Source organism: Aliivibrio fischeri (assembly GCA_038993745.2).
Lineage (GTDB): Bacteria > Pseudomonadota > Gammaproteobacteria > Enterobacterales > Vibrionaceae > Aliivibrio > Aliivibrio fischeri_B.
Map to the genome: position 1 here is coordinate 1,146,184 of CP160629.1, position 12,971 is coordinate 1,159,154.

General features: G+C 35.7%; 13 protein-coding genes and 1 pseudogene. 10 read left to right on the top strand and 4 right to left on the bottom strand.

Annotated elements, in window-relative coordinates; translation table 11 throughout:
- A complete protein-coding gene (ainS, locus tag AAFX60_005600; protein XDF78891.1) occupies positions 1-1,167 on the bottom strand; it encodes an N-3-oxohexanoyl-L-homoserine lactone synthase AinS in 1,167 nt (388 codons plus the stop codon).
- Between the two features lie 356 nt (positions 1,168-1,523).
- On the opposite strand from ainS, the gene rluB reads away from it, so the two are divergent.
- On the top strand, positions 1,524-2,588 hold the full coding sequence (rluB, locus tag AAFX60_005605; protein ID XDF78608.1) for a 23S rRNA pseudouridine(2605) synthase RluB: 1,065 nt from the start codon (positions 1,524-1,526) through the stop codon (positions 2,586-2,588).
- A gap of 84 nt (positions 2,589-2,672) precedes the next feature.
- Here the strand turns inward: rluB and AAFX60_005610 are convergent, their stop codons facing one another.
- The gene (locus AAFX60_005610; protein XDF78609.1) at positions 2,673-3,413 is read right to left on the bottom strand and encodes a YciK family oxidoreductase; all 741 of its coding nucleotides are present in this window, start codon (positions 3,411-3,413) and stop codon (positions 2,673-2,675) included.
- Between the two features lie 163 nt (positions 3,414-3,576).
- Here AAFX60_005610 and sohB point away from each other — a divergent pair, with 163 nt between their 5' ends.
- The 9 genes and pseudogenes from sohB to AAFX60_005655 all read left to right on the top strand — a co-directional run bounded on the left by sohB (position 3,577) and on the right by AAFX60_005655 (position 10,967).
- Positions 3,577-4,638 carry a protease SohB gene (sohB, locus tag AAFX60_005615; GenBank protein XDF78610.1) on the top strand — a complete coding sequence of 354 codons (1,062 nt, stop codon included), beginning with the start codon at positions 3,577-3,579 and terminating at the stop codon, positions 4,636-4,638.
- A gap of 433 nt (positions 4,639-5,071) precedes the next feature.
- Positions 5,072-5,668, top strand: coding sequence for a hypothetical protein (locus AAFX60_005620; protein XDF78611.1), 597 nt, complete (start codon positions 5,072-5,074; stop codon positions 5,666-5,668).
- Between the two features lie 149 nt (positions 5,669-5,817).
- Positions 5,818-6,483 (top strand): hypothetical protein, encoded by a 666-nt coding sequence (locus tag AAFX60_005625; protein XDF78612.1) that lies wholly within the window; start codon positions 5,818-5,820, stop codon positions 6,481-6,483.
- 16 nt (positions 6,484-6,499) lie between these two features.
- A pseudogene (locus AAFX60_005630) lies at positions 6,500-6,602 on the top strand (DUF3265 domain-containing protein).
- Positions 6,603-6,638: 36 nt separating this feature from the next.
- On the top strand, positions 6,639-7,574 hold the full coding sequence (locus tag AAFX60_005635; GenBank protein XDF78613.1) for a hypothetical protein: 936 nt from the start codon (positions 6,639-6,641) through the stop codon (positions 7,572-7,574).
- 188 nt (positions 7,575-7,762) lie between these two features.
- The gene (locus tag AAFX60_005640) at positions 7,763-8,368 is read left to right on the top strand and encodes a hypothetical protein (GenBank protein ID XDF78614.1); all 606 of its coding nucleotides are present in this window, start codon (positions 7,763-7,765) and stop codon (positions 8,366-8,368) included.
- 171 nt (positions 8,369-8,539) lie between these two features.
- Positions 8,540-9,916 (top strand): AAA family ATPase, encoded by a 1,377-nt coding sequence (locus tag AAFX60_005645; protein XDF78615.1) that lies wholly within the window; start codon positions 8,540-8,542, stop codon positions 9,914-9,916.
- An 8-nt stretch (positions 9,917-9,924) separates the two neighbouring features.
- A complete protein-coding gene (locus tag AAFX60_005650; GenBank protein ID XDF78616.1) occupies positions 9,925-10,104 on the top strand; it encodes a hypothetical protein in 180 nt (59 codons plus the stop codon).
- Entirely contained in the window at positions 10,101-10,967 is an 867-nt protein-coding gene (locus AAFX60_005655) for a hypothetical protein (protein XDF78617.1), read from the top strand. Before AAFX60_005650 ends, AAFX60_005655 begins: the two co-directional genes overlap by 4 nt.
- 71 nt (positions 10,968-11,038) lie before the next feature.
- Here AAFX60_005655 and AAFX60_005660 read toward each other — a convergent pair whose 3' ends face one another.
- The gene (locus tag AAFX60_005660) at positions 11,039-11,896 is read right to left on the bottom strand and encodes a site-specific DNA-methyltransferase (protein ID XDF78618.1); all 858 of its coding nucleotides are present in this window, start codon (positions 11,894-11,896) and stop codon (positions 11,039-11,041) included.
- A gap of 449 nt (positions 11,897-12,345) precedes the next feature.
- Positions 12,346-12,591 (bottom strand): YciN family protein, encoded by a 246-nt coding sequence (locus AAFX60_005665; protein XDF78619.1) that lies wholly within the window; start codon positions 12,589-12,591, stop codon positions 12,346-12,348.
- Positions 12,592-12,971 lie beyond the last annotated feature (380 nt).

Below are 12,971 nucleotides of genomic sequence, written 5' to 3' on the forward strand. Positions count from 1 at the left end.
TCACTGATTTCGAAGTTTTTTTCTTAGGCTTATAATATTAGCATTGTATGCCTTAAAATTATATTGATTGAAAGCAGATGATGCATTTTTTAAAAGCCAGATCCCTTTATAAGTGATTATTCCCGATTTATTTACATCTTGCTCACTTGTGAAAACATAAGGAGATTGAGTTGGTGTTAGCAAATTCATCGATTGATAAAATAATACCATTGCTGGTTTTTCTATTATCGTGAATACAATATCTCTTCCACTTTCCTTTAAAGCCATAGCCAATCCTTTTTGTGCTAAATACAGATGATAGTTAGCTTTAGATTTCTCCCCACTAATAGTAAGTCGAATCGCTTCACATGCCTTTGTTTTATCTAAGATAGAATAAAATAAGTCATTTTCGATTTCGGTACTGCTTTTATCAACAAACTGTGACCTTGCTAACGTACTCATGGATGTCGCATGAGAAAGAGATAACAGTCCATCAGCGTTGAGGTTTGGTTTCCATTTGGTATTTTGAAAGAAATTGTCGAAAAAGAGCCAATCATGCTTATTCGATGTGGTTTGGATTAAGGCAGATGAAATAATGGTTGGATAGATATTGTTGTCAGTATATTGATAGAGAATAAAATGCTCTCCTTTGGACGAAATTTCTAGATGATTTAGCATTTCATACCACTTGTGTTCTTTAATGAAGGTAGCGATATTAATGAGTACAATGGCATCTGAAAGAGGAAGGGGGTGTTCGCTAAATTCAGTGTGGAAATAACGTTCGTCTGTTGAGATATCTTGAACCAGTTCGTAATGATATTTTTCATCAATAATGGCTGAGGTACTGTTTTTTTTTGTTACATCTAGATGACGATGAAGTACAGACATTGGTTTATGAATAAGTTTAAACATTTCAAATTCAGTACTGCATTTCAAAAGACAACCAAAAACTTTGATAGCCATTTGCTCTATATGAAAATAGACCTTAGGTAATGAACTACAAGGTTGTTTTCCTAAGATTTCTGCCGCTTCTGATGTTGAAAATAAGTATTCCAAATTTCCAATCGTTCCGCCTTCAAATTTATTCAAAATGATTCGTTCTCTTGCATTGATCAGTTGTTGAAGTAAATTAAAATTCTGCGTTTGAGAACAATAATCGTACAACTCTTTTATAAATTCATATTGCAGGTTTTTTTTCGACTATCTCTTCGTGAGAGATAGATGGAAGTGTATTTAAAAGAAGTGTGAAGTTTTTCATAATACTACCTTATTGATTGATAAGTCATTAAAATTACTAAGGAAATTACTTTCTCAGCATAATCAGTATAGTAAAAATAGGTAGTGGTGTTATGAGCACTTTGCGTGTCTTACGACAAAAATTAAAATTAAATTTTGATTAAATTCTTACCGCTTATTAGTAACAATATTGTATAATCACGCTTCATAGAATTTGATAGTGATTAAGAGTGAAGGATTATCTATTCATCCTCTTGATTAATAAGAAGTTAATTGACGCCTGTGAAGGCGACATAAAAAGGTAAAGAATGAGCGAAAAATTACAGAAAGTATTAGCACGAGCAGGTCTTGGTTCTCGTCGTGAGCTAGAAACCATGATTCAAGCTGGTCGTGTTAGTGTTGATGGTCAGAGAGCAAAATTAGGCGACCGCCTAGAAAACGTGGATGCTAAAATCCGTATTGATGGCCATGTCGTGTCGGTTAAAGAGTCAACTGATGTGATCTGTCGAGTACTTGCCTATCATAAACCTGAAGGTGAGCTATGTACACGTCATGACCCTGAAGGTCGTCGTACTGTATTTGATCGTTTACCAAAAATTCGTGATTCTCGTTGGGTATCAGTTGGTCGTTTGGATGCTAATACCGCTGGTTTATTGCTTTTCACTACAGATGGTGAATTAGCAAACCGTTTGATGCACCCAAGTCGTAAAGTTGAACGTGAATACATGTGTCGTGTATTTGGTGAAATTAACGAGAAAATGATTCGTAATCTAGTTACTGGTGTAAAACTAGAAGACGGTGAAGCGCGTTTTGAAGATGTAATGTACGCCGGCGGTGAAGGTATGAACCATACTTTCTACGTTGTTATTAATGAAGGCCGTAACCGTGAAGTACGTCGTTTATGGGATTCGCAAGGTGTAACGGTAAGTCGTCTAAAACGTGTTCGTTACGGTGATATCTTCCTTGAGAAAGCTTTACCACGTGGTGGTTGGATGGAGCTTGAACTTAAAGAAGTTAACTACCTACGTGAGATGGTTGAATTACCGCCAGAGAAAGAAAGTCTACTTGATGTAGATAAAGAGTCTCGTAAGCGTGCTAAATCAAAAACTCAAAAGATCCGTCGTGCTGTTAAGCGTTATGATGAGCGTTCAACAGAGGAGCGTAATACTCCAGCGGGTCGTCGTGGCCGCAACAATAAAAAACCAGTTGGTAGTTCACTGCCTTCAGCAAAACGTGGCTCTAATAATGGGGATAGCAAACCTTCTGGTAAGCCACAATCTAAAGGTAAAAAACCAGCAGCTGGTCAAAAGCCAGTAAGAAGTAAGTTTTCACCAAACGGTAAAGCGCCAAAGTCTAAACCTAGACAGCGTTAATTGCATCGTTAAAAACACTTAGATGAATAATAAAAGGGTTGCACCGTAAGGTAGCAACCCTTTTTTGTTCGTTTCTTTAAAAATTTATTTTGGCTGAGCATCTATACATTGACTGTGTACGTTAACGCCTTCTGGGGCCATTAAATACACATAAAGAGGCATAATGTCTTTTGGTGTTTTAAGTAAACTAATGTCTTCAGCAGGAAAAGCTTGAGCACGCATACGAGTGTGTGTTCCACCAGGATTGATAGCATTCACTTTTACAGTCGTTCCTTCCATTTCATGCGCCAGTGTCTGCATCATACCTTCTGTTGCGAATTTGGATATAGCATAGGCTCCCCAGAATGCTCGCCCTTGGTGTCCAACTGTTGAAGTGGTAAAGACAATTCGAGCATCATCAGATTGTTGTAAAACAGGAAGTAGGGCTTGTGTCATCAAAAATTGAGCTTTGACATTGATCTGCATGACTTCATCAAAAATGGATTCTTCAAATTGTTCAAACGGACTAAGCATACCCAATAGGCCAGCATTATGAAGAAGGCCATCTAGCTTTCCAAATTGGCTTTGGATGGTTTCAGCCATGTCAACGTAATGCTGTTTGGTGGCACCTTTTAAATCTAAAGGAACAATTGCAGGTGTTGGGTAGCCTGCTGCTTCAATCTCATCATAGACCGCTTCTAATTTAGCGACAGTGCGCCCTAATAAAATAACGGTAGCACCATGTTGAGCATAATGTAAGGCGGCTTGTTTACCAATACCATCACCAGCACCAGTAACTAAAATAACTTTATTTTTTAATGCGTCAGAAGAAACCTGATAATCCACTCTGTAATCCTTGTATTTCAACGTTCACCTTGAGAAATTTTTACAAATTTGTATTGTAAGTTGATGTAAAAATGCGCGTTTAGTGCGATTTATTATCATAATGTGAACTAACTTCGAGTTAAGTCGAGTACAATACACGAAACATACTTAAGAGGGTATTACATTGGAATTTTTGTTTGATTACGGTCTCTTTTTAGCAAAGATCGCAACTGTTGTTGTTTCTATTATTGCCATTTTAGTTGCAGCTAAAGCGGTTGGTGGGAAATCTGCTGGTGCAAAAGGTGAATTAGAGGTAACTAACTTAACTGAGCAGTATAAAGATACTGTTGTGGAGTTAGAACATCATTTATTTGATGATGCAGAGTTAAAAGCGCGAGCTAAGGCCGAAAAGAAAGCAGAAAAAGAAACGGAAAAAGCAAAACAAAAAGAAATTAAGCAAGCTGCAAAATCTGGCGAGCTTGAATTAAAGCGTGATGCCCGTTTATTTGTCTTAGATTTTAATGGCAGTATCGATGCGAAAGAAGTAGCTGCGCTACGTGAGGAAGTATCAGCTATCTTAGCGGTTGCTATTGAAGGCGATGAAGTACTTTTACGTCTTGAAAGTGGTGGTGGTATGGTTCATGGTTATGGCCTTGCTTCATCTCAACTCGATCGCTTACGTGATGCGAATATTAAATTAACGATTTCTGTTGATAAAGTTGCGGCATCAGGTGGTTATATGATGGCGTGTATTGGCGAAAAAATCATTGCTGCACCATTTGCAATCGTTGGTTCGATTGGTGTTGTTGCTCAGTTGCCAAATTTCAATAAATTATTGAAGAAAAATGATATTGAATTTGAGCAATTAACCGCTGGTGAATACAAACGTACCTTAACAATGTTTGGCGAAAATAGCGATAAAGCACGTGAAAAATTTCAACTAGAGTTGGAAGAAACTCATGTTTTATTTAAAGATTTTATTCGTGAACATCGTTCAGAGCTAGATCTGGAAAAAGTAGCAACAGGCGAGCATTGGTTCGGTAAACAAGCGTTAGAGTTAGGTCTAATTGATGAGATTCAAACGTCGGATGATTATTTAACAAAAGCGTGTAAAGATCGTGAAGTTTTAGCGATTCATTACGTTCAAAAGAAAAAGTTAAGTGATAAAATTGCGGGGATTGCAGGCCAGTCTGCTGAGAACGTATTTATGCGTTTAATTAGCAAAGGTCAGCGACCGATTGTTTAATTTTTGATGCAAGAAAGCGCATTAATTTAGACCATATCTGTTTTGTTATTTACAGGATAGATATGACAAAAAAGGCTGAGATTTCAGCCTTTTTGATATGTTAATGCTTTGATTTATATTGTAATCTGAAGTTATATCGCCACAAATTGCCCACATTCTGTTAGGAATAAAGCCGCACATATAGCATGGGCGGCTTTTTCATTGATGGTTTTTACGAAATTAATTTAGTGAAAATAGTAAATGTGAGCTAAATCAGTAAATTTAAAACAGTTAACAGTGTGTCATTCTGTCTTTAAGGTACAGTTTAATTTACATTTTACTTTCATGAATACATTAATCTGATTCATATAATAAAATGTTATGTTTTTTAGGGAAGATTTATGGATGAAATAAAAATAATCGCAGCTGTTATCGGTTCCGGGGACTAGCTGCATTGTTAACTGCTATTTATACTCGAAAGTCCCATGAAGAAAATATGGTAATTAAGTACATTACAGATGAGAGAAGGAAGTGGCGTGAAAATATTAAGTCCATTATGGCTGATTTAAGCGAAGCTGTTCAATCGTCAGCATTAAATGATGGGAATAAAATAAAAACACGTAAGTTAGCTACTTACTTGAAACTTAGTATTAATCATGATCCTAAGCATAAAATTGATAACTGTATTTTAGGCATAATTACGGAATTATGTGATAACCCTAATTATGAAAAGTTTAAAGAATTAGAACGTGAAGTGGCATTTTTATTAAAACATGATTGGGAAAGGGCTAAAATCGAAGCAAAACCATCAATTTCCCCGTTATTATTAATTTTATTTTCAATAGCTATTGTTTGGGTATCGTTTAAATATTGGTTTATGGATAGTCGATTATATGAGGAGTTGCAAAAGATAGAGCAATTCTCTGGGTTTTATAATGAGATTATTCTAGTGGTATCAGTTGTGATTTTTTCTCTTTTACTCTTACCATATTTATATAATTATGCTTTAAATAAAAAGTCTTTAAGGGATGTTTTGAAATTACGCGAGTAATAAAACATAACAAATGCATCCGATTTACTACACTCGGCATCTCAGGTTGTCGGGTGTTTCTCGTTTTAGGGCGTCAACTTTAAGTATAATTGTATAGTAGTAAACGTGTTATGCAGGCGTTATGTACCCCAAGTAACTTTAGGTTTTATATGAGATTACCATTAATAAATGTTTTTCCTGTTACAGAAAAAGAATCATCCGAAAGAGACTTATTCTTAATAAAGCACCGTGGGGAGTCATTGCCTCCGCGTAAAATTGCCAATAACGAAGACACTTTAATCGAGGATGTAGCAAATGATCATTCAAGCAGTGTTTTAGGTATCGCCTATTCTACTGCATTGGATGATTCATCTGATTATCAAGCATCTAAAGAAATGATGCCTCAGTCTTCTGATATGCCTCATCTGGACGTCTACAGGAATAACTTTTCAAATCATATTGCGCAAAGCTGTTTTGATGAGATTGAGAAGTATGGTGGTTACCTTAGTGAAGGACAGGTTCTGTTCCATGGTGGGCAATGGCCTGTATCGAATGTAAATGGTGTTGTAGGAACTAATTTTGAAACAGACAGGGTCTTATCAACTTCTCTTTGCCCAAAAGTTGCGGCAGTCCATGCGTGTTATCATGATCCACATGTCATATGGGTAATGAAGGTAGTTACAGACATTCAGACCAAAGCGGTAGTATTTAATGACGACTCCAGCGAGAAAATGGGGCATGAAAGAGAAGTAGCTTTTAACAAAGGACTCAAATTGAAGTGTATTGGAGAACGTAAAATTCACATATTCACAGTGCTGAGTGTTGAAATTTCGTAGATAGACACATAACAAACTGTTTAAGAGGGATTCGCAACGCGTGGCATTTTCACTATGCGTTGGTTTTAGTGTTTAAGGTGGTATGCGGCGGCTTTAGTATTGCGTTGCTCACCCTTTAACAGGGCGTTAGGTTTATATAGGAGGCTGTGATGCCCATGAGAAAGATGCAAGCCTGTTCACTCAGCTTGGTTAGTCATCCAATTACTAATAATGAGTTTAGTAATAAGCAACAGAAACATAATTTAAAGTCATCTTTAGAAAATAGTAAATTATATGCTATAGCCCAAGCTAGGTATCCTAGAATTGATTTTAAGATGCAGGAAGAAGATATTGAAATTACTATATCAAATGGTGAGTTTAAATCTGTTGGTTATATTGATATTTTGTACCTTTTTGAAGTGAATTACCCAGAGTATATTGAAGCTATCTTAAGTCGTAATGTGCTGTTAAATTTCAAAACATATTCTGATCCAAATTGCTATTTTGTTATCGGCATTAAAGATAAAGATACTGGTAGCATGCTCAGAGAAGGAATGATAGAAATTAGTGCTTGGCAGCTTTTATTTTATAAAAGCAGAGGGGAGAGTTACATCTCTGGTTTTGATAATTATAAAGATTTTCTCAAATTATTTATTCACTATGTAGGTAAAACATCAAAATCAACCTATGAAAGACTATCAAAAGGGCATCATGCTAGGCTTAATATTTTAAGCTCAGAAGAACCAATAAATAGACAGAACTTGTTAAGTGAAGAGTTATTAATATTGGCTTTTGAAGTTGATGCTGTAAACATAATGCAAAATCCCAAAGCACACGACTTAGGAGAAACTAAACTGAATGACGTAATCGATTTGGTAGAAAGGTCTTTAATTTCAAGTTTTATGCCAAAATATAATGAAGTGAAATATAAGAACCATGGTGAAAAATTCAAAGAAAATGATGAGTTGGATTCATGTTGCTTAACGTTAAATGACAACATCCAATTATTTACTGATGAGGCTAAACTTTGTGGAAAGTATGATGCATCTGGTTTGAGTAACTCTGATTATATTATTCTTGATGAGAATGGAATATCCTTAAATAATATCTGAATAAACATAAACATAAACATAAACATAAACATAAACATAACAAATGTATCAACACAATTTACTACACTCGGCATCTCAGGTTGTCGGGTGTTTCTCGTTTTAAGGCGTCAATATTAAGTATAATTACATAGTAGTAAACGTGTTATATAGGCGTTAGCCGTACAAGTATTCTATGCTGAGGTAAGAAATTGATCGATATCCTGAGGGAAAATATCTCAAGTCTAGTAACTGCAACTGCAGTATCATCTGGATTTGGCTTCTTCATTAAAAGAGTTTTTGATAAAAAACTTGAAGAGCATAAAGCACTATTGAAATCGCAGCATGACAAAGATTTAGAGCAACTAAAATTACAACATCAACGAGTTTTAAAGCGTATAGATGTCGTATCTCCTCTACTTCATGAAAGGAGAGCGAATTACATTATCAATTTATATATTGCACTAGTCGATTTAAGAAATTTGACCGACTATTTTTTTACTTATTCGGGTGAACCTGTTCGTTTACGAAAAGTGGCCGATGAAGTGCATAAAAATATAATTAATTTGTATGCTGATTATAAAAAAGCAAAGATATTTTTATCAAAAGGCTCGTGTGAAAAGATTGAAAATGTATTGAATGCAATAGAAGATCCTACAACGACATATCTGAGTTTTTTAAATGTATATGAAGATTTTGAACTTGATAAAATTGATGGCGTCAGGAAACGAGAATATGACCAGATTAGGCATCTACTGCCTGACACCATGAATAATATAGAAGAAGAGTTTAGAGAAATTCTTGGGGTGTACAGCTAACAGATTGCTCAAGAAGGATCCGCAACGCGTGGTATTTTTACTTTGCGTTGGTTTAAGTGATTAAGGTGGTATGCAGTAGCTCAGATATTGCGTTGCTCACCCCCTTAAAAAGGCGTTATATTTTTCTAAACAAGAAAGAACTTTCCCCTTTAGTCATTAATAAGGTTTAAAATGACAATAGTTTTTAATAAATTGCCGTTAGGATATGCAGCTCCTTCTAGTGGTGTAAATGTTGCTTATCTTAGACAGAATAACTGGGATGATTATAGTTATAAAACCTTATTTCATCTCACTATTTTTGGCCCCGATGGTGTTTGTTATGATATAGGTGATTTAAAAATTGGTTATACAGAACAAAGATCTCCATCATGGACAGAGTCAGAGCTATTAAATAGTTTTAATTCGTTAGACTCAAGGTTCTTTTCATTAGGTCAAGATGCAGAATATTATAAGAATGTTAGTGAGCTACCCACACAAATAAAAGAAAACCTAATGCATGCTTTATGTGATGTGGTTTTTAGCCAAGAGTACTTTGATAGAGCTGAGGGGCAGTCTGTTTTTAATATTTCCTTGTTGAGAAGTATTAGAGTTGGATCAATAAACGATCAATTTAAGCGAGTCATAGATGGTGGTGTATTACTATCAAATTACAATTTCAAGTATAGGACTGAACAAAATGATACCAATGCGGGGATGTCATTAGAGTTTAATGTTACCGCTAACTCAAAGCCATCCTCAAATATCCATGTGTTAATAGGGCGTAATGGCATCGGAAAAACAACATTGTTAAATGGCATGATTTCATCATTAATTGATGGTGATTCTAGTAATCCAAATGTTGGTCGTTTTACTAATATTTCATCACCAATTGAAGTAGATATAACAAATCACTATTTCACAAATGTAGTTTCTGTCTCATTTAGCGCTTTTGACCCTTTTACACCTCCTTTAGAAAGAAGTGATACAACTTCTGGTATTTGCTATTCCTATATAGGTCTCAAAGAAGTATATATTGAAGGTGACATAAGAAAAAGTAAGCATAAAGATCTTAATATGTTGTGCCGCGACTTCATTAAGAGCTTTGTTATATGCCTTAGTTTGCAAAAAAAGAAAGAGCGTTGGCTAAATGCAATTAATTATCTCGAATCAGATATAAATTTTGCTGAAATGGATTTGAAGAGGTTAGCAGATAATCTTAATCCTGCAGAGTTGCCGATGATAGCAGAAAGGGTATTTTCGCGTATGAGCTCTGGTCATGCGATTGTATTATTAACAGTAACAAAGCTTATTGAAAAAGTAGAAGAAAAGACGTTGGTGATAATGGATGAACCAGAGAGTCATTTGCACCCTCCTCTGTTATCGGCGTTTACTCGCTCATTATCAAATTTATTGATTAATAGAAATGGTGTCGCAATAATTGCCACACATTCCCCAGTTATTTTGCAAGAAGTACCTAAAAATTGTGTATGGAAAATCTATAGAACAAGATTATCTGCTACGTCAGAGCGCCCCCAAATGAGACATTTGGTGAAAATGTTGGTGTGTTAACAAGGGAGGTGTTTGGGCTTGAAGTTTCTAAGTCAGGATTTCATGATTTATTATCAAGTTCGGTTAATGAGGGAAAAGACTATGATTTGATTTTATCTGAATATAACCATCAACTTGGCTTTGAAGGAAAAGCTGTATTAAGAGCTTTAATTGCCAATAGAGACGCTCAAAGAGGGAGTCTTGAATGAGAGTAGTTGAAAAACCAATACATGCCGTTAGAGATGTATATCAATTATGCGTCAACAGTATCTCAGATAATAATACACGAGTGCGTCTTAATGATATATCAAATATCATTGAGGATTGTGCACTAGAATATGAGCAAAAAGCCCGTGTATCAAATTTATATCTAGTGCCACCAAATTACTCGGATAACAATAGTATAATAGTTGGTGAAGTTACAAAAAAAGAATTAAAAAGTATCTATAGTCAGCATATGGTCGCTGCAACTAAACCTGCCCGAAGAATATATGATGAGCTAATGAATTTGGCACCAAATGGAAGGTGTCCATTTTGTGGTTTAGGTCATGTTTCAACATTAGATCATTATTTGCCTAAGTCAAAATATCCGTTTTATTCAGTATTACCTATAAATTTAGTTCCATCTTGTAAGGACTGTAATACAGGAAAGGGAGCAGCATTGGCAACTTGTGCAGGCGAGCAACCATTGCACCCATATTATGATCATCAACATTATATTACAGAACAGTGGATATTTGCCGAAGTAATAGAAACGATACCATTGTCAGTAAGATTCTTTGTGCGCCCGCCAGAAGAATGGGATCCAATTTTTAAATCAAGAGTACAGTGTCATTTTACAGATTACAATCTATCAAGTCGCTTTGCTGTTGAAGTCGCTGATGAATTAAGCTCGTTAAAATATTTATTGACTGAATATATTTCAGCAGCTGGTGTTGATGCCGTTAAAAATTATTTAATAGGGAAAGCATCAGCAGAAGCTAATAATCATATAAACTCATGGCTAACAGCACTGTATCAAGCTTTGGCAGAAAGTAATTGGTATTGCCAAGGAGGGTATGCTTTCGAATAAATATAACAAATGTATCAACACGATTTACTACACTCGGCAATCTCAGTTTGCCGAGTGTTCTTCATTTTATATTAACCTTTAAATGTATTAATTATTTTTGTATACATTTCTTCTTCCATCTCAATTCCCACAAACTTTCTATTGAGTGCTAAGCACGCTTTCCCTGTTGAGCCTGAACCCATAAATGCATCAAGTACCACTGCATTTTCACGACTACTGCTTGTAATAATATGCTCGAGCAAATCTGCAGGTTTTTCACAAGGGTGTTTGCCTGGATAATACTGAACCGATGCAAATGTCCATACGTCGGTATAAGGCACTTCGGCTGTGACATGAAAAGGTCTTCTGAGATTTTCATATTCCGCTTTTAGTTCATCGTATTCCTTGATCAGTTTTCCGTATTCACTGTGTAATGCTTGGTACTCAGTCGTAAGGTCAGAGTGTGATTTGGGGAGTTGGCCACTTTTTGATACGAACAAGGTTTGCAGTTGTTGGTATTGTTTCTCTGTGGGCAGTTTCCATTGACTCGATGAAAACCAGTGCGAGCACATTTGTGTGCTAGTGGCCTCATTGATTTCTTTTGCTGAGATATTAAGTGCGTTCTTCGCTTTTTTGAAATAATCCATCAATGGCTTAAAGGTGGTTTTCTTTAGTTCGTTGCATTTAGTGGCGTACTGGCTACATCCTTTCGCGTATCCTTCAGAGTCATAATGCCCTGCAAAGATAATACGCTCTGTCGCAGGAAAGAACGCCCGTAAGTGCGGCTTGTGCGCACGTTTCCACACCCCTGAAGGCTTTGCCCAAACAATGTGATTAAATACGTTAAATCGCGCACGAATAAGCAACTCAGTATCTGCCGCTAGCTTTGAGCCACAAAATAGATATAAGCTGCCAGAGGGCTTTAGTACTCGCCAAAATTCAACAAGCATTTCATCAAGCCATGCCAGGAAGGTTTCTACATCTGGCCATATTATCCCAGGCATTATTTAAGCAGTGTTATAAAGAATTCTATCAAGTTTTAAAGAGTATTGATTTTGAACACCCTAAAGTGCAGGCAGTGCATGTATTGAGACATACGTTTGTAAGTCACTTTAATATGAATGCAAGGAATATTTTGACTTTAAAGAAAATTTTGGGCTACGGATAGTATTGCAAACAATGGCATATGTTCATTTAGCGCCAGATTGTTTAGCTAAGCAGTGGAATATATCTCATTGTCTACATTATGACCGAATAGAGGCAGCAGGTATGTAATAGTAGATTACGTTTTCGGTTGATAATTGATTGGTTAAGATGTAACAATTTGATTTGTAAGGTAATAAAATAGGCTGAAATTCAGCCTTTTTTATTGATGACATTATACCAAAATAAGTCGCAGTTATTTAACCGTAAACTCTTTTGATAAATGGTGCGCAAGGTATTTAAACATATTGAAAACAGCGGTTGTTTTTTCAGTAGGAAGCCCTTGGTCTGATAAGAAGTATTCTCCTTTAAACACAAGAACTTCATCTTTCTCTTCAACGCTGGTTGCACGCATACCCTCAAGGTAGTTTTCGTGATCTTGAATGATTTGATTGGCAATTAACAGTAAATCAGCCTCAGAAATGGATTTTTTATCGCTCATAAGTCACTCATTTTTTGCTATATAAAAGAGGGATTCTAAGCTCAAAAATTTAAAATCACAACGAATGTGGCATATCAATTCAAAATAATAGCTTACTTGTATTCACTTTTTCTTACCAAAGTCATTGAAAGATAAGTAGAGTCACAAAAAGGCATTTTATTGTGAGCAGGTGCAAGATATTAAACTAAGCTTTTGAGCTTAAACTCAGTAAATGCTAATAGATGCGCACTGTTATGGATTTGCTAGTTGAATAATCACATTTGATTAACAACTGTCCAAAGCGCGACCATTCAGCACTGTTTGTAAAAAAAGTGGTTGACGTGATGCCATACACCCTCAATAGTAATATATAGATAAACATTAGATTTTAGCTGTGGATT

Excerpts from the sequence above, each read along its gene's own strand:
- rluB (XDF78608.1), top strand. The coding sequence starts at position 1,524 with ATGAGCGAAAAATTACAGAAAGTATTAGCACGAGCAGGTCTTGGTTCT.
- AAFX60_005625 (XDF78612.1), top strand. The coding sequence starts at position 5,818 with ATGAGATTACCATTAATAAATGTTTTTCCTGTTACAGAAAAAGAATCA.
- AAFX60_005635 (XDF78613.1), top strand. The coding sequence starts at position 6,639 with ATGAGAAAGATGCAAGCCTGTTCACTCAGCTTGGTTAGTCATCCAATT.
- AAFX60_005645 (XDF78615.1), top strand. The coding sequence starts at position 8,540 with ATGACAATAGTTTTTAATAAATTGCCGTTAGGATATGCAGCTCCTTCT.
- AAFX60_005655 (XDF78617.1), top strand. The coding sequence starts at position 10,101 with ATGAGAGTAGTTGAAAAACCAATACATGCCGTTAGAGATGTATATCAA.
- AAFX60_005660 (XDF78618.1), bottom strand. The coding sequence starts at position 11,896 with ATGCTTGTTGAATTTTGGCGAGTACTAAAGCCCTCTGGCAGCTTATAT.
- AAFX60_005665 (XDF78619.1), bottom strand. The coding sequence starts at position 12,591 with ATGAGCGATAAAAAATCCATTTCTGAGGCTGATTTACTGTTAATTGCC.